Genomic DNA, 20,315 nt, shown 5'->3' on the forward strand with positions numbered 1-20,315 from the left:
AGAAGAAATAACGCAGGTTTATAGCGGCAGGCTCACTCCCAAAATGGCGAAGGGCCGGGGATCCGCGGGGTAGCGATGGTGACGCACGACATCAAAGAAGCCCACAGACCGGTAGAGGCGAAACGCCCCGTTGGCTTCCTGTGGCGCCTCCGGTGTTGATAATAAAGCGTATTGGGCAGGGATATTCCACAGCAGCCCTTTAAGTAGCTGCCTGCCTAAACCGTGTCCTTGAAAGGCCGGTAGCACGTGTACTTCGGCTACTTCAAAGTAATTGCGCAGCATGCGCCATTCGGACTCCGTTGGGCCGCCATTTCGGCGCAGGGCTCGGCGCAGCTCGGAATCCCACCAGCTATCCGGTGATCCCAAAAATCCATATGCCACGCCCACGACGCCGTTGTCATGCGTGGCGATAAGCGCTGTAAACCCTGGGCGCATGGAATCCGCCCGCCAATGGTCAACACTGCGCGAAAACGTGACCGGGTCATATCCCATGGCCTCGATGTATATCTCCACGAGCTGAGGAGACAACATTGAGAATTCTTGCGGGGTTAAGCGGCGGATTTCGAAACTCACGGTATCTATCTCACCAGATACGTGCGGCTACCGGCGGACGAGGGTGGGGTGGGGTTATTCCATCGAACATTAAAAACTATCGAACAATGTTCGATACGCAGAGAGGTATGGCTGGTAAAACTCTTGAATGATTCGAACAAGTGACCTATAATAGAAACTAGATGTCCAGTCGGCTGCTTAAAGTCAACGGCAGTCGAACACGGTTAGTTATTGGCGCACTACAGGAGAAAAACAATGGCACAGATTATTTCGGCAACGCAGTCCCGCACTACCGGTCGCTTCACTGGTAAGCGGGGTGCGAAGCGGGCACACTTTTTATTTCAAGCCCGCGAGCTTTTAGATCAGGCGAGAAGCTACGCGGCGGAGGGTCGCTTTGATCAGGCGTTAGAGGTGGCCTATCAGTCTGCATTGCGTACGGCTGGCGCGCGGGTAGCGGTATCGGTGGTCTCTCGTCGCCGGCGCCTGCCAACGAGCGCGTGGGATCGCTTGGCTCTAATCGGGGCCGAAGAAAAGCAGTGGGCGGAGGCTTTCAAGTCCTATTCTCGCACTCGCGCCCGGGTTGCATCTGGCCTGGATGCAACTCCGGATGAGGAGTATGTCTACGGATTAATGCAGCAGGCAGCGCAGTTTTTAGATGAGAGTGAAGCCGAGACAATTCTGGGCTCTTTTGCGGCATAACCGCGGCATAATCACTGCTGAGAGGAATAACTACCTTTTGGGGAACATACTGGTTACTCTGGACGTTAGTATTGGTAGAAGATATATCGGCCGAAGCCCAGTCCCTAGTTGGAGGAAAAGTGTCTCTTTCTGAACAGGAGCAACGCACGCTCCGTGAAATAGAGGAATCGTTATTAGCGGACGATCCTAAATTTGGCGCTTCTGTGTCTGAATCTACCTCGATCGGCGGTTCCGGCGGCGCTTTTACCCTGCGTGGGGTTGCGCTCATCGTGGTTGGTCTGTGCATGCTCGTCGGCGGCGTGGCCTTGGCGCAGCAAAACTTGTGGTTTATTGCGCTGTCCATCGCCGGATTCCTTGTCATGTTTGCCTCTGGTGTGTGGATGCTTCGTGGCGACCAGCCCGCTAGCACAGGAAAGAAAAAGTCCACTAATGGGCGGACAAAGAAGGCAGCGTCATCCCGTAGTAATGGAGTAGGCAGCAAGCTGGAAGAAAACTTCCGTCGGCGCTTTGAGGAGAGCTAACCGCGAACTTTTCATTTCCCCAGTCACCATAAAGGGTGGCTGGGGATTTTTTATGGCTCACCAAAATTTCCCACTTTGCCCCACCTTCTTACCAAAACTGCGGTGCGGTGGGGGATTATGGGCGCTGGAGGGGGAAATACCTGGGCTCTATGCAGGCAATGCGCTGTAAGTGGTGTATGGGGTGAAGTAATTTTGATGTTGTAGGTGGGATTAAAGGGGTGGATCTCCGGGGTTGTCAAGGTGGAGCGCGGGAAATCTGCCCACCGTAAAAACACCCTTTTAACTGCACATACGTTTTGAGTTATTAAGAATATAGCGATTTAAGTGGGGCATGTGGGGGAAAGTGGGGTAGAGTGGGGCGCAGCGGAGGAATGGGGTTGAAAAACTCTCTTCTGACGTGAGGGAATCCGGAGTTGTCGAGTGAGGAAGGTGGACGCCGGGATGTTTCTCGGAACCTACACTCCGAAACTTGATGACAAAGGGCGCTTAACGCTTCCTGCAAAATTTCGTGATGAACTCGCAGGTGGCCTGATGGTCACTAAGGGGCAAGACCATTCTTTGGCCGTGTACCCGCGCGAAGAGTTCGCCGAACGCGCACGGAAGGCTGCGGCGGTTTCTCGAACCAATCCGGAAGCACGCGCTTTCATTCGTAACTTGGCGGCAAGTGCGGACGAACAGCGGCCCGACGGGCATGGTCGCATCACCTTGTCCGCAGGCCACCGTGAGTACGCGGGCTTGTCCAAAGAGTGCGTGGTGGTTGGCTCGGTAGATTTCCTTGAAATTTGGGATGCAGCCGCGTGGGCTGAGTATCAATCGCAAACTGAAGATGCTTATTCGGCAGCAGATGCCGATGACGTACTTGCGGGCTTGCTGTAGAAGCCCGCATCTCGAGTGCGTGTAAGGACTCTGTCCGAGGCGGATGATTCTGGTGTACTTCCCCGATATCAGAAACCTGCCTCGGACAGGGCCCTATATGCACTCGTCGTGCTTTCCACGATAGGAAGTCCTGCACAGCGGAAATAAGAAAGGGGGACGCGGGGAGACATGGCTACAACTGACCTTAATTACGATGTGGCGGATAACCACGGCCATGTGCCGGTCATGCGCGAGCGCATGGCAGAGCTCCTGCGCCCCGGGGTAGAGGATGCGGGCTCGCAGGCTGTGCTTGTCGATGCCACCTTGGGCGCCGGCGGCCACAGCGAGTACTTCCTCCAGACCTTTCCGCAGGCGCGCGTTATCGGTGTGGATCGCGATGAGCAGGCATTGCGCAATGCTTCGGCCAGGCTAGAGGCCTTCGGCCCGCGTTTTTGCGCGGTTAATGCTCGCTTCGATGAGCTCGGCACCGCCATTGCCCAGGGCGAGGGCGATATCTTTGAAGCTGCCCGCGCCCACGGTATTGCGGGAGCCCTCTTTGATTTGGGTGTTTCTTCCATGCAGCTGGATCAAGCAGAGCGCGGCTTTGCCTATAAGACGGATGCGCCGCTGGATATGCGGATGGATCCGAGCCATGGACTTACCGCCGCTGACGTACTCAATACGTATTCGCACGGGGACTTGGCGCGGATTCTTAAGACCTATGGTGACGAGCGCTTCGCGGGCAAGATTGCCTCCGCCGTGCTCAAGGAGCGCGAGAAGGAACCTTTTAGCACCTCGGGCCGACTGGTTGAGCTTCTTTACTCGACCATTCCGGCGGCAACGCGCCGCACGGGTGGGCATCCCGCAAAGCGCACATTCCAAGCGCTGCGGGTAGAGGTCAACCGCGAGTTGGAGGCCATTGAAAATGTGCTTCCCGTTATTACAAATGCGCTTTCCATTGGGGCGCGCGCGGTCTTTATGAGCTACCAGTCCTTAGAAGACCGCCTCGTAAAAGCGGCATTCAAGGACCTTTCTACGTCCACTACGCCTGCCGGCTTGCCGATGGACCTGCCGGGTACCGCACCGGAATTCGCCACGGTTACCCGTGGGGCCGAAAAGGCATCTCAGGCGGAAGTAGAAGAAAATTCCCGCGCCGCGTCGGTGCGCGTGCGCGCCCTAGAACGGCTTGAAGGCACGCCAGAATTTTTAACCCCGGGAGGCAAGAAATGAGCACTATCCCACGCCGAAACCAGCACTTAACGGATAGCCGCGACAGGGAGGCCACTCGCAGCATGGGCGCCAGCCGAGACTTCACCACCGGAATCGATACGGGAGCGCCGACCGCAGTGCGCGAGCGCACCTCCACCAGGACCACTGGCAAAACGGCGCGCCGCACGGCCCCTAGCCGTACCCGGGTGCCGCACCGCGGGCCGAACCGGCTTGGTTCGAAGCAGGTCGTCAGCTTCCGCGGCCGGCGGCTGCAACAGCAGACGAAGCAGAATAACGCTTTTGTCCGAGTTGCCGTCTTGGCCGTTACCTTGCTCATTGGCGGGGTAGTGCTGGCCATGTGGCTCTCTGGTTTGTCCACCTCACAGACGTTTAAAATCCAGCAGCTGACGGTGCAGGAATCGCAGTTGGATAATCAGATTGAATCGCTGAATCGGGACGCCGAAAACTTGAGCTCCTCGGCTGATATTGCCCGCCGCGCGGATGAATTGGGCATGGCAGTGCCCAAGCAACCCGGCGTGACTGAGGTAGGCGGGGATGGAGAGATCATCGCCAAGCGCGAAGGCACCCCGGATACGGAAAAGCTTATCGATGTCAACGGTGAACCCATCCGCCCGGGCCAAGCCTCGAGCGATCCAAAGGATACGGAGGGGATGTCTGATTCCCTCAACGCTGTGCCGCGCGGACAGCAGCAACATGCCCGCGGCAACGATGCGGACGAGAACCGGGATGAGCACCGTGGCAGCGATGACGACGAAAACCGCGATAACGCCAGCGATAGTCGCCCCAACCTTCCCGCCCGCGCGCCGTACACCAGCCAGGCCGATTAAACGGACAGAATAAGTGGTGAAATTCTCTGTGCTCGCGCGTGGTAGCGCGGGCACTGCCCATCTTGTAGGGCACAATCGATACACGCAAGAACCTGTGGCGGCGAAGGGAAGGTGACTGAACACCGTGACTGCACCGAATAATGGTGGCAACCGTGGACACCGTCCGCGGCCGCGCCGCGCTGCTAGCTCTGTTGTGCCCCAAAAAGCGATCATGCGCCAGCGCCTGCGCATCATTTTGACCTGTGTCGTCGTCGCCACCGTCGCTTTGGGCGGCCGCCTTGCTTGGGTGCAATTGGTCTGGGGTCCAGACCTTGCGGCGAAGGCTGTTACCCAGCGCGAACGCGTCTACATCGACCCCGCCCGCAGGGGAGAGATCTTGGACCGAGATGGTCAGCGTTTGGCCTATACGATGAAGTCTCGTTCCTTGACTGTCTCTCCCACGCGCCTGCGCGATGAACTGAAAGAGCAGGCGAAAATGGAAGCCACGTCCGAGGGGAAACTCGAGGGCATGGATGACAACAAAAAAGAGGAGTACCTCACCAAACAAATGGAGGACAAACTCAAGGAGATGTCTGAGGGCATTCCGAAGATGATTGAGGATTCGGGTGCCTCTGCCTCCAAGGTGGATGCGGACGATATTAAAAACAAGCTCAAAGCCGATACGCAGTACGAGGTCTTGGTCCGCAATGTGGACCCAGATGTTGCCGTAGAGATTTCCAATAAGTACCACGGTGTGGCGGCGGACCGGCAGGATATCCGCCAGTACCCGAATGGGGCGATTGCAGAAAACGTCGTGGGCAAGGTCTCGATGGATGGCCACGGCCAATTTGGCTTTGAGGCAGCCCGTGATACCGAGCTGACCGGCATTGATGGGCAGTCAACGGAGGATGTCTCCACCGATGGGCAGGTTATCCCCGGCACCCTGCGCGATGTCGTGGATGCCGTTGACGGCCGCGACGTCACCCTCACCCTCGATTTGGATCTGCAGACTTACGTCCAGCAAAATCTGGAAAAGGCTAAGGCCAATTCGCAGGCGGAGGGTGCCGAGGCTGTAGTGCTTGATGCCGCGACGGGCCAGGTGCTCGCCATGGCTAATACCGATACGGTGGACCCGAATAAGAATATCGAAGACCAGCTCAAAGAGGGCAAGGACTTTGAGAACCGCAGCATCTCCCACCCCTATGAGCCGGGATCCGTTGCCAAGATAGTGACGGCGGCAGCCGCATTGCAGGAGGGTATCACTACTCCGGACGAGGTGCACCAGGTTCCGAGCTCCATCGACATGGCTGGCGTGACCGTCAACGATGCCTGGACTCACGGCACCGAGCCGTATACCACCACCGGCATCTTTGGTAAGTCCTCCAACGTGGGCACCTTGATGATCGCGGATAAGCTCGGGCCTGAGAAATATGCGGAGTACCTGAAGAAGTTTGGTTTGGGCGCTAACACGGGCATTGAGCTGCCGAATGAATCCGCCGGCACGGTGCCAGACCAAGAGCAGTGGTCAGGCGGCACCTTTGCCAACTTGCCCATCGGCCAAGGTCAGGCGTGGACGACGCTGCAGATGGCTAGCGTGTACCAAGCGTTGGCCAATGGCGGCGAGCGCATCGAACCGCGCATCATCGACGAGATCAAAGACCCCGATGGCGAAACGGAAAAGCTGCCCGAGCCAAAGAAGACCCAGGTAGTAGACAAGGAAACCGCCAAAACTACGGTGGATATGTTCCGCGCCGTCTTCCAAGATGACGATGCCGGGGTGCAAAACGGTACGGCCGCTAATGCCCAATTGGATGGCTACCAGCTCTCCGGCAAGACCGGTACCGCGCAGAAGGTGGACCCGAATTCCGGGGCGTATTCTAATTCCGCGTACTGGATTACCTTCGCGGGCATTGCGCCTGCCGATGACCCACGTTTCGTCGTCGCAGTCATGCTCGATGAGCCTAAGTCCGGCGTGGAAGACAATGGTGGTGGCGGCCAGTCCGCGGCCCCCATCTTCCGGGATATTTCTTCCTGGCTGCTCAATCGCGACAATATTCCGACCTCGACACCAGCGCCGCGGATGACCCTGCGGGAACAATAGGAGCTTGAAATGTCTGTTTCCTTAGAAAAACTTGCGCAGCTTTCGCACGGACGCGTCATCGGTGATGGCACCGTTGAGGTCAGCGCGTGCGGATTGGATTCCACCAGCCTTCCCGAAGGCGCATTATTTGCCGCCCTTCCGGGCACGCGCGTGCACGGCGCGCAGTTCGTCGGGGATACCAAGGCGGGCGCGGTGCTTACCGATGCCCCCGGGCTCGACCACCTCCGCCAGGCCAACGAGACTCGGCCGATCATCGTGGTAGACGATATCCGCTCCGTCTTAGGCCCCATCGCCGCAGAAATCTATGGGCACCCCACTCGCGATCTTACGGTCTTGGGGATTACCGGCACGTCCGGCAAGACGACGACTAGTTACTTGTTGGAGGCTGGTCTCTTGCAGGCTGGCCACTCCGTAGGCCTTATCGGCACGACCGGCACCCGCATCAATCGCACGCCGGTGCCCACCTCCTTGACCACGCCGGAAGCCCCACGGCTGCAAGAGCTTTTCGCCCGCATGAAGGACGAGGGTGTTACCCACGTAGTCATGGAGGTGTCCTCCCACGCTTTGGAGCTCGGCCGCGTGCGCGGCACCAACTTTGCCGTGGCTGGGTTCAGCAACCTCAGCCAGGACCACCTGGATTTCCATCCCACGATGGAGGAGTACTTTTCGGCCAAGTCCCGGCTATTCCTAGGTGAGCAGGCCGCCGAGCGCGCGGTCATCTGCGTTGATGATGAGTGGGGTGAGCGTCTGCACGGAATGGTAGAAGACGCGGATACCCCGGTTACGACGGTGGCTACGCGCGCAGGCGATGCCACGATCTCCGCCCAGCAGACGGCCACCGAGGCTACCGGTGCACAGGAGGTTGACCTCAACCTAGATGGCACCGACTATTCCTTCCGGCTACCGCTGCCCGGCGAATTCAATATCTCCAACGCCGCGCTCGCCCTAGGGATGGCTACTGCGGTGGGCGAAGACCCGCAGGTCTTTTTGACCGGCGTGGAAAACGTCGCCGTTCCGGGCCGCATGGAAAGGATCGACCGCGGTCAGGACTTCGTGGCCGTAGTGGATTATGCCCACAAGCCCGCAGCCATTGCTGCAGTGCTCGATACCCTGCGCCTGCAATTGGAGGGCACCTCCGGGCGAGTGGGTGTCGTCGTCGGCGCCGGCGGTGACCGCGATAGCACCAAGCGCCCGATTATGGGAGAGGCTGCGGCCACCCGGGCGGATCTCACGGTGGTCACCGATGATAACCCGCGCACCGAAGACCCCGCCGCAATCCGCGCGGCGGTTATCCAGGGCGCCCGGGAAGCTGCGCCGGACGCCGATATCCGAGAGCAGGGCTCGCGCGCACGCGCCATTGATGAAGTCGTGGATTGGGCGCAGCCGGGCGATGCCATCATCGTCGTCGGCAAGGGCCACGAGGTAGGCCAGCTTGTGGGCGAGCGCACCCTGCACTTTGATGACCGAGAGGAAATGGCGCGCGCCATTGAGGAAAAGCTGGCAGGAACGGCGCATCGCGATACTCTTAGGGATACGAAGGAGTAGTAATGATTCCACTTTCTATTGGAGATATCGCCGCGATAACCGGCGGTAGCCTGGATAGCGTTGATGATCCCGATGAACGCGTGACCGGTTTCGTGGAGTTTGACTCGCGCAAGGTCACCAGCGGCAGCTTGTTCGTAGCCCTGCCGGGTGCCCGCGTCGATGGCCATGATTTTGCTGAAAAAGCCATAGAACAAGGCGCCGTGGCCGTGCTGGCCGCTCGGCCGGTGGGGGTACCGGCGGTCATCGTCAAGCCCCAAGGCCGCGTGACTGGTGATTCCGCGAATGCGGATATTTATGCCAATGATGAGGATGGTTCCGCCGCGGCTGTGATCGGGGCATTATCCGATCTCGCACGCGAGGTGACCTCCCGCCTCGCCGCAGAGCAAGGCCTGGATATTGTCGGCGTTACCGGCTCCGCGGGCAAGACCTCTACCAAGGATCTGCTGGCCACCATCTTCCGCGCCGAGGGCGAAACCGTCGCCCCGCCCGGCTCTTTCAATAACGAGGTGGGCCTTCCTTATACCGCCCTGCGCTGCGATGAGCATACGCGTTTCCTCGTGGCGGAGATGTCCGCGCGCGGGATTGGCCATATTCGCCACTTGACCGAGATCACGGCCCCTACGGTGGGCGTGGTGCTCAACGTGGGCACCGCCCACCTGGGGGAGTTTGGCTCGCGCGAAAATATCGCCCAGGCCAAGGGCGAGCTCATTGAGGCCCTGCCCGCCGCGGCAGACGGCGGGGTAGCGGTGCTGAATGCGGACGATCCCTTCGTGGCTTCTATGGCACCGCGCACGCAGGCCAAGGTGGTATTTTATTCCGCCAATCGACCGCAAGCCGCGGATGCGCAGTACTATGCCACAGACATTGAGCTTGACGATGTCGCCCGCCCGTCCTTTACCTTCCACGCCCCTGGCGTCGCGCCGATGGAGATTAAACTGCAGGTCTTTGGAAAGCACCAGGTCTCCAACGCCCTGGCTGCGGCCGCAGCGGCCATCGAATCGGGCGTGGAACCCACGGTTGTCGCGCGTGCGCTCAGCGGACACCAGACGAGTTCGGCGCACCGTATGGACGTGCGCACCCGCCGCGATGGCGTCACCGTCATCGATGACTCCTATAATGCCAACCCGGATTCGATGCACGCGGCGATTGCCGCCTTGGCCTATACCTCCGCGGCCCGTCCCGATGCCCGCTCCATCGCGGTGCTCGGTGAGATGGGCGAGCTCGGCGGCGAGGCCGTCGAAGCCCACCGCATTCTTGGATCGGTGCTCTCGAAGTACCATGTGGATCACCTCGTCGCGGTAGGAGAAGGAGCCCATACCGTAGCCATGGCGGAGGCCGCGCACGCGCACGGCATCCAGACTGAACTTTGCCCCGATATTGAGGCCGCGACGGCGGCCGTGGACAATATCTTGCGGGTAGCCCCTGCTGGGGTGGAGGATTGGTTCGCGCGCACGGCCAAGGACGTCGTCCTCGTGAAATCCTCGAATGCCCAGCGCCTGTGGCGCGTGGCAGAACAGCTCAATCGCCGATAGTCCCTATCTCAAGGAGAAAGATCTCTAGCAATGACTCAGATCATTATCGCGGGCGTCGTTAGTTTCCTCGTCGCGATTTTTACCACCCCAGTTTTGGTTCGGTATTTTTCTGGCGTCGGAAAAGGCCAAGAAATCCGCGAAGACGGCCCGCAGCTCCACCTGCGCAAGCGGGGCACCCCGACGATGGGCGGACTGGCGATCCTGCTGGCCATCACCGTGGCCTACCTCATCGTGGGAATTTATGCCCGCGCGACAGGCAACGGTGGATTTAGCCCCTCGGGGTTATTGGTCTACTTCTTGACCATGGGACTCGGCGGACTGGGTTTTGCTGATGACTTCATCAAGCTGTTTAAAAAGCGCAACCTCGGCCTTAATAAAACAGCGAAGCTGGTAGGACAGCTGGCCATCGCGCTCATCTTCGGCATCCTCGCCCTACAATTCCCGGATGCCAATGGGCTGACCCCGGCCTCGACCAACCTGTCCTTCGTCCGCGACTTCGACACCTTCGATATTGCCGTCGGCGGCGCCGTTATTGGCACGATCATCTTCTTGGTCTTTTTGTACCTGCTCATCGCCGCGTGGTCGAATGCGGTCAACCTGACCGATGGCCTCGACGGCCTCGCCGCCGGTACCACGGCGATGGTGATGGGTGCCTACACGCTCATTAGCTTCTGGCAGTTCCGCAACTCGTGCTCGATTTCCCCGGCCGCCGGCTGCTACGAGGTCCGCGATCCTCTTGACCTCGCGGTTCTCGCAGCGGCGGGCCTAGGCGGTTGCCTCGGCTTCCTGTGGTGGAATGCCGCACCGGCGAAAATCTTCATGGGCGATACCGGTTCGCTCGCGCTCGGTGGCCTCGTCGCCGGCCTGTCTGTGACCACCCGCACCGAGCTGCTGATGATCATCATCGGCGCCATCTTCGTCATCGAGACGGTCTCCGTAGTCATCCAGATCGTGGTCTTCCGCACGACGGGCAAGCGCTTTTTCCGAATGGCGCCCATCCACCACCACTTTGAAAACGGCGGCTGGGCCGAAACCGCGGTTGTCACGCGCTTCTGGCTTTTAAGCGCAATGGCCGCAATGGCGGGCATCTGCATCTTCTACGGCGATTGGCTCTCTGCAGTCAGCTTTGGAAACCTGCAATAAAGTTTTGGCACTAGATACTTAAGGATTGAGGCACTCATCATGGCTGAGCTACCACCTTTTCTGCGCGGGCGCGTCCTCGTCGCAGGAGCCGGCGTCTCTGGCCGTGGGTGCGTGGCGATGCTCGCGCGCCTAGGCGTAGATACCACCGTCGCCGATTCCAACGCAGCGGCCTTAGCGGCCTTGGCAGAAGAGTTCGGCGTAGCGACCGTATCGACCGACGCTCCAGCACCGGGTGAGTATGACCTGGTGGTGACCTCGCCGGGATGGCGGCCCGATTCCGCCCTCTTAGACTCCTTCCAGGCCGCAGGCGTGGAGGTCATCGGCGACGTCGAGCTGGCCTACCGTCTCGACCGCGCCGAGGTTTTCGGCTCACCTCGCACCTGGCTCGTAGTCACCGGCACGAATGGCAAGACCACTACCACGGGAATGCTGACCCAGATCATGCAGGCCGATACCGCCCGCAGCGGGCTACGCGCACAAGCCGTGGGCAATATTGGGGTCTCGCTTTTTGATGCCCTGACCGCCACCCCGCGGGTAGACGTGCTGTGCGCCGAGCTTTCGTCCTTCCAATTGCACTGGTCCAGCGAGCTGCGCCCCGATGTCGGCGTGCTGCTCAACGTGGCCGAAGACCACTTGGATTGGCACGGGTCCTTCGATGCCTACGCCCGCGCCAAGGCCAAGGCCTTGCGCGGCACTCGCGCCGTGGTGGGCAAGGACGATGCCGCGGCGGGCAGCTACGCCGAAGGAATCGACGGCGTGTACGGCTTTACAGCCGGCGAACCGGTTGCCGGTGAGGTAGGGGTGAGCGCCGGGCGCCTGGTCTCCAGGCTGGACGGAGAGGATGCCATAGATCTCGCCTCCGCCGAGGGAATCGAGCCGGCGGGCCTTGCAGGTGTCCTCGACGCGGCGGCTGCCGCGAGCGTGGCGCGGTTGGCGGGTGCCAGCCCCGCCGCCATTCAGGAGGGCCTGGCCGCCTACGCGGTGGCTGGTCACCGCGGCGCCGTGGTACACGAGTACGGCGGGATTTCCTTTATCGATAATTCCAAGGCCACCAACCCGCATGCGGCCGATGCTGCCCTAGAGGGATTCGATTCTGTTGTCTGGGTCGCCGGCGGGCAGCTTAAGGGCGCGGATGTGGATGAGCTCATCGCTACTCACGCCGCGCGGTTGAAGGCGGCGGTGCTGGTGGGCATCGACAAGAGCATTATTGCTAAAGCGCTGGCCCGCCGCGCCCCGCAAACCCCGGTTGAGCTCATCGAGGCTACCGACCCGGAGGCAGCGATGAACGCTGCAGTGCGCGCAGCCGTGCAACACGCCGAGGCAGGCGATACCGTCCTCTTGGCGCCGGCTGCGGCATCGTTGGATATGTACACCGGAATGGCCCAACGTGGCGACCTTTTTGCCGCGGCAGCGCGGGATATCGCCCGCGCGCATTAGACCTTTTTAAAAAATTAGGAGACTTCATGACGGCCACCTCCCCGCAGCGCCCCCGGGCAAAGAGCCTGCGCGAGCGCATTAGTGATGTGCGCGAACAAGCCCGCCAACAAGCCGGGCTGGATTATCAGCTGCTGCGCCTAATTATCTTCTCGCTCATTGGCATTGGCGTGGTTATGGTCTTTTCCTCGTCCATGGCTACGTCGCTGACAGAAGATGGTGGCGTGTGGAACCAGGCGCTGCGGCAAACCGCCATGGTCATCATTGGTTTGGGCGCATTCTGGCTCGGCCTGAAAGTTTCCCCGCATACGCTGCGCAAATTCATCCCGTGGCTTTTGGCCCTTTCTATTTTGCTGTTGATCGCGGTGCTCATCCCGGGCGTCGGTACCGGCCGCGAGGAGGTCGGCTCCCAGTCGTGGATTTATATCGGCCCGATTTCCCTGCAGCCTTCCGAGCTGGCGCGCATCACGGTAGGAATGTTCGGCGCCTCGGTCTTGGCGGATAAGGAACACCATTCCCTCAAGCTCTCGGACCCGTTCATGATGTACTCGCTCATCGCGGGCTTGATGTTCCTGCTCATTGTGGGACAGGGCGACTTAGGCATGGCCTTGTCCTTTGCCCTCGTGGTGGTTTTCACGCTCTTTTTCGCTGGTGTTAACAGGCGCGTGCCCATCATCATCGGCATTCTCTGTGCGCTGGGCTTGGTCGCCGTTTTCCTCATCGGCGGCTTCCGCTCCCACCGTTTCCACACCTATTTCGATGCACTCTTTGGCAATATCTCCGATACCCAGGGCACGGGCTTTCAGTCTTACCAGGGCTTTCTCTCGCTTGCCGATGGCGGCTTCTGGGGCGTTGGCCTCGGCCAATCCCGCGCCAAGTGGTTCTACCTGCCAGAAGCCAAGAACGACTTCATCTTCGCCATCGTGGGCGAGGAGCTCGGCCTGTGGGGCGGGGCACTAGTTATTTTCCTCTTCGCCGCCTTGGGCTATGTGGGGCTGCGCACGGCGACCCGCGCGCAGAACCAGTACCAATCCCTGCTGGCTGCGACGCTGACCATCGGCGTGGTGACCCAGGCGTTTATCAATATCGCCTACGTCGTTGGCTTGTTGCCGGTGACCGGTATTCAGCTGCCGATGATTTCCGCGGGTGGTACGGCGGCAATTATCACGATTGGCTCGATGGGCATTTTGTGCAACGTCGCGCGCCACGAACCGATGCAGATTTCTGCCATGCAGAACTTTGGGCGCCCACTGTTTGATCGCCTCTTTTTCATTGGTGAGCCGCAGGCGCCGACGGCGAGGAAGCCGAAAAAGCGGGGCCGGCATGCTCAGCCGCAGGAGCCCCGTCCGCGGGTGCGCGACGAGCGCTACGGCCGGCCGGTGACCGGAAGTGGGCGGAGGTATCCGCGCGCCGAGCACCGCCCGAGGCGGTAGGCGCTGGTAGCCTTTAGGCTATGAATTCCACGCCATTTTCCGTCGTCCTTGCAGGTGGCGGCACTGCAGGACATATTGAGCCCGCACTTGCCGTCGGTGAAGCTTTACGCGAGCGCTACGGCGCTCGGATTACCGCATTAGGGACCGAAAAGGGGCTGGAAAGCGATATTATTCCCGCCCGCGGCGTGGACCTGCGCCTGATTACCCCCGTGCCGATTCCCCGCAAGGTGAGCACCAACCTGGCCAAGCTGCCTGTCAAGCTCGCACGCTCTGTCCGCCAGGCGCGGAAGGTCTTAAAGGATGTGGAGGCCGATGTCGTATTCGGTACTGGCGGTTACGTCTCTGGGCCCGCCTATATAGCGGCGAAGACCTTAGGCATTCCCTTTTACGTCCTCGAGACCAATGCCCTGGCGGGCATGGCCAATAAGCTGGGCGTCAAGCTCGGCGGCATTGGGCTCAACGCCCACGCCAATTCCGGCATGGAGGGCGAAGTCATCGGCATCCCGGTGCGCCCAAGCCTGGCCGCGGCTGCCGCGGATAAGGACGGGAATACCGCCGCGGATGCCCGCACGAAGTGGGATTTGGCGCAGCTGCCCACCATCCTCATTACCGGGGGCTCCCAGGGCGCAGCCAGCATCAACGGTGCTGTGGCGGGCGCAGCGGAGGACCTCACTAAGGATTTCCAGCTCCTGCACGCCTATGGCAAGAAAAACGAACCGCCCAAGCCGCACCCGAACTACGCCGCTCTGCCGTATATCGATGATATGGCCGGCGCGCTGGCTGCAGCGGACCTTGTGGTGTGCCGCTCGGGCGCGATGACGGTGGCTGAGGTCACCGCCGCGGGCCTTCCCGCCATCTACGTCCCGCTGCCGCACGGCAACGGCGAGCAAGCGTTGAACTCGCGCGAAATGGTAGAAGCCGGCGCTGCGGTGCAGATTCCCGATGCCGAGTTGGATCCCGAGCGCCTTATCGAAGAGGTCCGCGCCATCCTTGATAACCCAGAGCGCCTGGAATCCATGACGCGGGCCGCAGACCAGTCCACAGCGGGGGATGCGGCGCACATCATCGCTGATCGCATCGCCACCCGCGTGAAGGACGCAGAACTGCAGGCAGGAAAGAAGGATAAGTAAATGACCGATCCCGCACAGTACGATCTCAGCCGCGTCCACCTCATTGGCATCGGCGGCTCTGGGATGTCGGGTCTGGCCCGCATCCTCGCCGCACGCGGCGCCGTGGTTACCGGTTCCGATGTGAAGGACTCCACCCCAGTGGAGGTATTGCGTTCCATGGGCGCCAAGGTAGCCATCGGCCACGCTGCGGAAAACCTCAAGCTTTCCGGCGAGCTGCCCACCACCGTCGTCACCTCCTTCGCAGCGATTCCGCAGGATAACCCAGAGCTCGTCGCCGCGCGGGAGAATAATATTCCGCTCATTCGTCGCTCGGACCTGCTTGCCGCGCTGATGGAGGGCCACACCCAGGTGCTGCTGGCGGGCACGCACGGCAAGACCTCAACAACCTCGATGGCCGTCAGCGCCATGCAGCACGCGGGGTTGGATCCCTCCTTTGCCATCGGCGGTCAGCTCAATCGCGCCGGCACCAATGCACACGGTGGCACTGGCGAGGCCTTTGTTGCCGAGGCTGATGAGTCCGATGCCTCGCTCTTGCGCTATAGCCCCGATATTGCCGTCATTACCAACGCGGAGCCGGACCACCTTGACTATTTCCACTCCGCGGACGCCTATTTCAAGGTCTTTGCGGACTTCGCGGACTTGGTCACCCCGGAAACCGGTTACCTCGTTGTGTGCGCAGAGGACGAGCATGCCGCCGAGATCGGTGAGCAAGCACTTAGCCGCGGCATTAACGTCATCGGCTATGGCGGCGCGGAGAAGGCGCGCACTACCTCTGTGCCGCTTGCCGCAACGTTGACTGCGGAGGAGACCACCGCAGCCGGCATGGCGTGCACGGTGCAACTTTCCCTGCCCGGCGTGGAGGAATCCGTGAGCTACCAGCTGCAGATTCCAGGCCACCATATGGTGCTCAACTCCATGGCGGCGCTTATCGCCGGCGTGCTTTCGGGCGGCGAGCCCAGCACCATCGCGGAGGGACTCGCGGATTTCAGCGGCGTGCGCCGCCGCTTTGAGTACCGGGGCAGCGTGGACTGGCAGGGCGGTAGCGTCCGCGTCTTCGACGATTATGCCCACCATCCCACCGAGGTCGCCGCGGTGCTGCGGGCCGCGCGCGCTAAGGTCGCGGCCGAAGGCAATGGGGGCCGCGTCATCGCCTGTTTCCAACCGCACCTGTACTCGCGCACCATGGAATTCGACGCCGAGTTTGCGCAGGCGCTTGCGCTTGCCGATGCCGCCGTTGTACTCGATATCTACGGCGCCCGCGAGCAACCCGTGGAAGGCATTACCTCGCGCATTATTACCAATAAGATGCCGGAAGAGATGGAGGTTATCTTCGAGCCAGACTTTTCCGCCGCGGCCAAGGACGTGGTCTCCATCGCACAGCCGGGCGATATCATCTTGACCATTGGCGCCGGTTCTATCACCCTCGTGGCCGCGGAAATCCTCGATGAATTGCGGGCCCACTAGTGCGGGTGTCGAAGAAACTCATTTTCGGCATCGTCGGTGGCCTGCTTGCCCTCGTGCTGCTGGTGGCCATCGCGGTGTGGGCGCTGCCCATCTTTAAGGTGAAAAATTTTGAGGTAGAAGGCGTGCACCAACTCGATGCCGCCCAGGTGCAGGAGGCCGCAGGCGTGCCCGAGGGCGAAAATCTCTTGCGGGTGGACGCGCACGCGGCCGCCAGTGGAGTCGCCGGCTTGGACTGGGCGGATTCGGTGACGGTCTCGCGTGACCTGCCATCGACCTTGACTATCTCCGTGCAGGAACACAAGCCCGTCGCCTTCGTAAAGCGAGACGACACTACTTTCCTCATCGATGACAAGGGGGAGGAGTTTACCTCCGCAGAGCCTCCTGAAGGTGCGGTGGAACTTACCGGGGACATCGACAGTGGCTCCTCCGAGGCCCAAGACGCGGTGGCTGCCATTGCCGCGCTGTCTGATGACGTGCGCCACCACGTCGCCACCCTCGAAGTCACCGATTCCTATTCCTTGCAGTTCACTACCAAGGATGATCGCCGCATTTTCTGGGGTGCCAGCGATAAAAATAACGATGATAAGGCTCGCGCCTTCGCCACCGTGCTGAAGATGGAGGGCCAAGAATGGAATATCTCTAACCCTGAACTGGTCACTACCCGCGGATAGGGTAGATACCTCGGTGGAGGTTGAGATAGACCCGAAAAATTCCCTGCCGCGCCGCGCCCCCAGCGTATGCGCTGCAGGGTCTTTTATTTTCTCTCTCGGGTGGTGTCAATGGTGCGGAAGTGGCGGACAAAACCGCAGGCCAACAACCCTAAAGTGGTACTTGAGAGTCTCGACACGCGTAAAATGAGCATGAAAATTACAGGTGTGTCGTTAAAGATGGAGGGGAACGCGATTCACTCTGGTGAAGCGCATACAATCCTCGTTTAATGCACGTGCAGACTTAAAGTAGCGAAAGGTGAGACCTGCTCACATGATCTCTTCCAACAACAATCTCGCGGATATCAAGGTCGTCGGCGTCGGCGGCGGCGGCGTCAACGCCGTGAACCGCATGATCGAAGAAGGCCTGAAGGGCGTCCAATTCGTCGCCATCAACACTGACTCCCAGGCGCTGATTTTCTCCGATGCCGATACCAAGCTCGACATCGGCCGCGAAGCCACCCGCGGATTGGGCGCAGGCGCCAACCCTGAGGTGGGCAAGACCTCTGCGGAAGACCACAAGTCCGAAATCGAGGACGCCCTGCAGGGCTCCGATATGGTATTCGTTACCGCCGGCGAGGGTGGCGGCACCGGTACGGGCGCCGCTCCCGTTGTAGCTTCCATTGCGAAGAAGATGGGCGCGCTGACCGTGGGCGTTGTCACCCGCCCCTTCAAGTTCGAGGGCGCGCGCCGTACCCGCCAGGCTATGGCCGGCATCGAGGAGCTGCGCGAGGTCTGCGATACCCTCATTGTCATCCCTAATGACCGCCTGATGCAGCTCGGTGGGGAAGAGCTTTCCATCGTGGAAGCCTTCCGCGCGGCCGATGAGGTCCTCCACAATGGTGTCCAGGGTATTACCAACCTGATCACCATCCCGGGCATGATCAACGTCGACTTTGCTGACGTTCGCTCCGTCATGTCTGATGCCGGCTCCGCGCTGATGGGCATCGGCTCCGCACGGGGCGATAACCGCGCCATGACCGCCGCCGAGCAGGCCATCAACTCCCCGCTATTGGAATCCACGATGGAAGGCGCCAAGGGCGTGCTGCTGTCCATCGCCGGCGGCTCCGACCTGGGCCTGCACGAGGTCAACTCCGCAGCCTCCATGGTCGAAGAGCGCGCGGATGAAGACGTTAACCTCATCTTCGGCACCATCATTGATGACACCTTGGGCGATGAAATCCGCATCACCATCATCGCCACCGGTTTCGATGCCGAGGCTAATGCCGCTCAGGCAGCATCTTCACAGCGCGCTCCCGAGCAGCGCAAGCCCGGTTCGCTCTTTGATAACCGCGACCGCGAGTCCGGCAACTCCGCCACCCCGGCGCCTGCTCAGCCCGCGGCCGATGACTACGCACCGCGCCACTCCTATGAGCCACGCGCCGGCCAGGGTGGCGTGGAGGATCGCCGCGCTGATGAGCGCCGCGTAGACGATCGTCGCTACGACGACCGCCGCGTGGAAGAACGCCGCCCCGAGGAGCGCCGCAGCGAGTCTAGCGGCCTGTTCACCAACTCCGATCGTTTCCGCGAGGAGCGTCGCGAAGACTACCGCCTGTCCCGGCCAAGCCAGCGCCGCGATGATGATGGCGACGACGATCTCGATGTGCCGTCCTTCATGCGCTAAGCGCAAACCGCTACGCTGGTGTGCATGCCAGTAAACGAGGAACATCGCACCAGCCGCCCCGTCCGCATGGTTTTTACCAGCCGTGCAGGCGGGGCGTCTGCATATCCATATGAGTCTTTTAATCTTGGCGGCCACGTCGGCGACGATCCCACCAACGTGGCGGCTAACCGCGAGCGCCTCTTGCGCGTTATCGGGCTCGAAAACATTGTGTGGATGGAACAGCTCCATACAAATACGGTCACCGTCATCGATGGCCCGCAAGAGTCCCCAGTGCCAGCAACGGATGCGATTGTGACCACGCAACGCCGGCTTGGCCTTGGCGTCCTCGTCGCGGATTGCACGCCCGTGCTGCTTGTCGATGTCCCCGCCGGCGTCATCGCCGCCGTCCACGCCGGCCGGCTCGGTGCCCGCAACGGCATCGTGGTCAATACCGTGCGCGAGATGCAGAAACTTGGCGCTCAGCCGGAGCGAATCCAGGTGGTCATGGGACCCGCCGCATCCGGGAAAAACTACGAGGTGCCGGAAAACATGGCCAACGATGTCGAACGGCGCCTTCCCGGCTCGAAATGTAAGACCGCGACAGGGACGTGGGGCATCGACGTGCGCGCGGGGCTGATCCGTCAATTGATGGGCTTGGGCATTACCAATATCGATTCTGATCCGCGCTGCACCATTGAGGACACGGATTTCTTTTCTTATCGCCGCGAAGGAACCACTGGCCGCCAGGCCGGTGTGATTTGGTTGGAGGCTAATCATGAGTAACCGGAAACAAGAATTGGCAGATAATCTCGCCGCAACAAAAGAACACATTAGAGCCATTGCCGCCGAGCATGACCGCCCAGCACCGCAGTTATTGGTCGTGACCAAGTTTCACCCCGCAGAGGATATCGCCCTTCTAGCGGAGCTTGGGGTAGAGGATGTAGCGGAAAACCGCGAGCAAGAAGCCCGGGCAAAGGCGCAGAAACTAGACCAGCTGCGCTTTCACATGATTGGCCAGATTCAAACCAAGAAGGCCAACCACGTCGCGCGGTGGGCCACTAGCGTGCATTCGGTAGATTCGGCGAAACTGGCCAATGCGCTGGACCGTGGTGTGGGCCTCGCGCACGAGCGCGGCGAGCGAGATACTAACCTTCCGGTATTTATTCAGGTCTCCGCCGATGGCGATACCTCCCGCGGGGGAGTAATCCGCGAGGAATTGGATGAGGTGATTGAGGCCGTTGAGGCGGCGGAGCACCTAGAATTCGCAGGGCTTTTGGTGGTTCCTCCCCTTGATGCCGATGCGCGGGAGGTGTTTACTACAGTGCGCGCGGACGTGGATCGCCTCTCCGAACGCCTTGGCCGGCAGCTCAAACTATCGGCCGGGATGAGCGCGGATATGGATGCGGCGATTGCTGCGGGCACCGATATTGTGCGTGTCGGAACCAGCATCATGGGAAAGCGCCCAGTAGGTTAAAAATATCGCAAAAGCGCATTTCACAGCGTAAATCACATGAGTCACATCATTCACATTTGCGCGCTTGAACTTGAACAAATTTAGGT

At 60.6% G+C, this 20,315-nt stretch carries 18 protein-coding genes; 17 read left to right on the forward strand and 1 reads right to left on the reverse strand.

Going from position 1 to position 20,315, the window contains the following annotated elements:
• Positions 1 to 18: 18 nt before the first annotated feature.
• Positions 19 to 573 carry a GNAT family N-acetyltransferase gene (locus tag ABRP64_RS01000; protein ID WP_284769506.1) on the reverse strand — a complete coding sequence of 185 codons (555 nt, stop codon included), beginning with the start codon at positions 571 to 573 and terminating at the stop codon, positions 19 to 21.
• A 234-nt stretch (positions 574 to 807) separates the two neighbouring features.
• On the opposite strand from ABRP64_RS01000, the gene ABRP64_RS01005 reads away from it, so the two are divergent.
• The 17 genes from ABRP64_RS01005 (at position 808) to ABRP64_RS01085 (ending at position 20,229) form a co-directional block, all read left to right on the forward strand.
• Positions 808 to 1,251: an SAV_6107 family HEPN domain-containing protein gene (locus ABRP64_RS01005; RefSeq protein ID WP_284784541.1), complete on the forward strand. Its 444-nt coding sequence runs from the start codon at positions 808 to 810 to the stop codon at positions 1,249 to 1,251.
• Between the two features lie 119 nt (positions 1,252 to 1,370).
• Complete coding sequence (locus ABRP64_RS01010; RefSeq protein ID WP_284784540.1) at positions 1,371 to 1,772, forward strand: DUF3040 domain-containing protein; 402 nt, start codon at positions 1,371 to 1,373, stop codon at positions 1,770 to 1,772.
• 441 nt (positions 1,773 to 2,213) lie between these two features.
• Positions 2,214 to 2,648: a division/cell wall cluster transcriptional repressor MraZ gene (mraZ, locus tag ABRP64_RS01015; RefSeq protein ID WP_034654127.1), complete on the forward strand. Its 435-nt coding sequence runs from the start codon at positions 2,214 to 2,216 to the stop codon at positions 2,646 to 2,648.
• 168 nt (positions 2,649 to 2,816) lie between these two features.
• A complete protein-coding gene (gene rsmH, locus ABRP64_RS01020; RefSeq protein ID WP_284784538.1) occupies positions 2,817 to 3,857 on the forward strand; it encodes a 16S rRNA (cytosine(1402)-N(4))-methyltransferase RsmH in 1,041 nt (346 codons plus the stop codon).
• Entirely contained in the window at positions 3,854 to 4,684 is an 831-nt protein-coding gene (gene ftsL / locus ABRP64_RS01025) for a cell division protein FtsL (RefSeq protein ID WP_349865109.1), read from the forward strand. The genes rsmH and ftsL overlap by 4 nt, the downstream gene beginning before the upstream one ends.
• 211 nt (positions 4,685 to 4,895) lie before the next feature.
• The gene (locus ABRP64_RS01030; RefSeq protein WP_349865171.1) at positions 4,896 to 6,764 is read left to right on the forward strand and encodes a peptidoglycan D,D-transpeptidase FtsI family protein; all 1,869 of its coding nucleotides are present in this window, start codon (positions 4,896 to 4,898) and stop codon (positions 6,762 to 6,764) included.
• A 9-nt stretch (positions 6,765 to 6,773) separates the two neighbouring features.
• Positions 6,774 to 8,309: a UDP-N-acetylmuramoyl-L-alanyl-D-glutamate--2,6-diaminopimelate ligase gene (locus tag ABRP64_RS01035; protein ID WP_349865110.1), complete on the forward strand. Its 1,536-nt coding sequence runs from the start codon at positions 6,774 to 6,776 to the stop codon at positions 8,307 to 8,309.
• A gap of 2 nt (positions 8,310 to 8,311) precedes the next feature.
• Positions 8,312 to 9,841 (forward strand): UDP-N-acetylmuramoyl-tripeptide--D-alanyl-D-alanine ligase, encoded by a 1,530-nt coding sequence (locus ABRP64_RS01040; protein WP_284769512.1) that lies wholly within the window; start codon positions 8,312 to 8,314, stop codon positions 9,839 to 9,841.
• A gap of 30 nt (positions 9,842 to 9,871) precedes the next feature.
• The gene (gene mraY, locus ABRP64_RS01045) at positions 9,872 to 10,984 is read left to right on the forward strand and encodes a phospho-N-acetylmuramoyl-pentapeptide-transferase (protein ID WP_005278411.1); all 1,113 of its coding nucleotides are present in this window, start codon (positions 9,872 to 9,874) and stop codon (positions 10,982 to 10,984) included.
• Positions 10,985 to 11,023: 39 nt separating this feature from the next.
• Entirely contained in the window at positions 11,024 to 12,421 is a 1,398-nt protein-coding gene (murD, locus tag ABRP64_RS01050; protein ID WP_349865111.1) for a UDP-N-acetylmuramoyl-L-alanine--D-glutamate ligase, read from the forward strand.
• 26 nt (positions 12,422 to 12,447) lie between these two features.
• Positions 12,448 to 13,851, forward strand: a complete 1,404-nt coding sequence (locus ABRP64_RS01055; protein ID WP_284769514.1) for an FtsW/RodA/SpoVE family cell cycle protein — start codon at positions 12,448 to 12,450, stop codon at positions 13,849 to 13,851.
• Positions 13,852 to 13,871: 20 nt separating this feature from the next.
• Positions 13,872 to 14,981, forward strand: coding sequence for an undecaprenyldiphospho-muramoylpentapeptide beta-N-acetylglucosaminyltransferase (gene murG, locus ABRP64_RS01060; protein ID WP_284769515.1), 1,110 nt, complete (start codon positions 13,872 to 13,874; stop codon positions 14,979 to 14,981).
• Positions 14,982 to 16,445 carry a UDP-N-acetylmuramate--L-alanine ligase gene (gene murC / locus ABRP64_RS01065; protein WP_284769516.1) on the forward strand — a complete coding sequence of 488 codons (1,464 nt, stop codon included), beginning with the start codon at positions 14,982 to 14,984 and terminating at the stop codon, positions 16,443 to 16,445.
• On the forward strand, positions 16,445 to 17,116 hold the full coding sequence (locus tag ABRP64_RS01070) for a cell division protein FtsQ/DivIB (protein WP_349838866.1): 672 nt from the start codon (positions 16,445 to 16,447) through the stop codon (positions 17,114 to 17,116). The genes murC and ABRP64_RS01070 overlap by 1 nt, the downstream gene beginning before the upstream one ends.
• Positions 17,117 to 17,426: 310 nt before the next feature.
• A complete protein-coding gene (gene ftsZ / locus ABRP64_RS01075) occupies positions 17,427 to 18,776 on the forward strand; it encodes a cell division protein FtsZ (protein WP_284769518.1) in 1,350 nt (449 codons plus the stop codon).
• A gap of 24 nt (positions 18,777 to 18,800) precedes the next feature.
• On the forward strand, positions 18,801 to 19,538 hold the full coding sequence (gene pgeF, locus ABRP64_RS01080) for a peptidoglycan editing factor PgeF (RefSeq protein ID WP_349865112.1): 738 nt from the start codon (positions 18,801 to 18,803) through the stop codon (positions 19,536 to 19,538).
• Positions 19,531 to 20,229, forward strand: a complete 699-nt coding sequence (locus ABRP64_RS01085; protein WP_349865113.1) for a YggS family pyridoxal phosphate-dependent enzyme — start codon at positions 19,531 to 19,533, stop codon at positions 20,227 to 20,229. Before pgeF ends, ABRP64_RS01085 begins: the two co-directional genes overlap by 8 nt.
• Positions 20,230 to 20,315: the final 86 nt, after the last annotated feature.

It is taken from the genome of Corynebacterium sp. KPL4015, from assembly GCF_040225725.1.
Taxonomy (GTDB): domain Bacteria; phylum Actinomycetota; class Actinomycetes; order Mycobacteriales; family Mycobacteriaceae; genus Corynebacterium; species Corynebacterium rhinophilum.

What these genes read in the sequence shown, in the direction of transcription:
- ABRP64_RS01005 (WP_284784541.1), top strand. Translation starts at nt 808, where the DNA reads ATGGCACAGATTATTTCGGCAACGCAGTCCCGCACTACCGGTCGCTTC.
- mraZ (WP_034654127.1), top strand. Translation starts at nt 2,214, where the DNA reads ATGTTTCTCGGAACCTACACTCCGAAACTTGATGACAAAGGGCGCTTA.
- rsmH (WP_284784538.1), top strand. Translation starts at nt 2,817, where the DNA reads ATGGCTACAACTGACCTTAATTACGATGTGGCGGATAACCACGGCCAT.
- ftsL (WP_349865109.1), top strand. Translation starts at nt 3,854, where the DNA reads ATGAGCACTATCCCACGCCGAAACCAGCACTTAACGGATAGCCGCGAC.
- ABRP64_RS01030 (WP_349865171.1), top strand. Translation starts at nt 4,896, where the DNA reads ATGCGCCAGCGCCTGCGCATCATTTTGACCTGTGTCGTCGTCGCCACC.
- ABRP64_RS01035 (WP_349865110.1), top strand. Translation starts at nt 6,774, where the DNA reads ATGTCTGTTTCCTTAGAAAAACTTGCGCAGCTTTCGCACGGACGCGTC.
- ABRP64_RS01040 (WP_284769512.1), top strand. Translation starts at nt 8,312, where the DNA reads ATGATTCCACTTTCTATTGGAGATATCGCCGCGATAACCGGCGGTAGC.
- mraY (WP_005278411.1), top strand. Translation starts at nt 9,872, where the DNA reads ATGACTCAGATCATTATCGCGGGCGTCGTTAGTTTCCTCGTCGCGATT.
- murD (WP_349865111.1), top strand. Translation starts at nt 11,024, where the DNA reads ATGGCTGAGCTACCACCTTTTCTGCGCGGGCGCGTCCTCGTCGCAGGA.
- ABRP64_RS01055 (WP_284769514.1), top strand. Translation starts at nt 12,448, where the DNA reads ATGACGGCCACCTCCCCGCAGCGCCCCCGGGCAAAGAGCCTGCGCGAG.
- murG (WP_284769515.1), top strand. Translation starts at nt 13,872, where the DNA reads ATGAATTCCACGCCATTTTCCGTCGTCCTTGCAGGTGGCGGCACTGCA.
- murC (WP_284769516.1), top strand. Translation starts at nt 14,982, where the DNA reads ATGACCGATCCCGCACAGTACGATCTCAGCCGCGTCCACCTCATTGGC.
- ftsZ (WP_284769518.1), top strand. Translation starts at nt 17,427, where the DNA reads ATGATCTCTTCCAACAACAATCTCGCGGATATCAAGGTCGTCGGCGTC.
- pgeF (WP_349865112.1), top strand. Translation starts at nt 18,801, where the DNA reads ATGCCAGTAAACGAGGAACATCGCACCAGCCGCCCCGTCCGCATGGTT.
- ABRP64_RS01085 (WP_349865113.1), top strand. Translation starts at nt 19,531, where the DNA reads ATGAGTAACCGGAAACAAGAATTGGCAGATAATCTCGCCGCAACAAAA.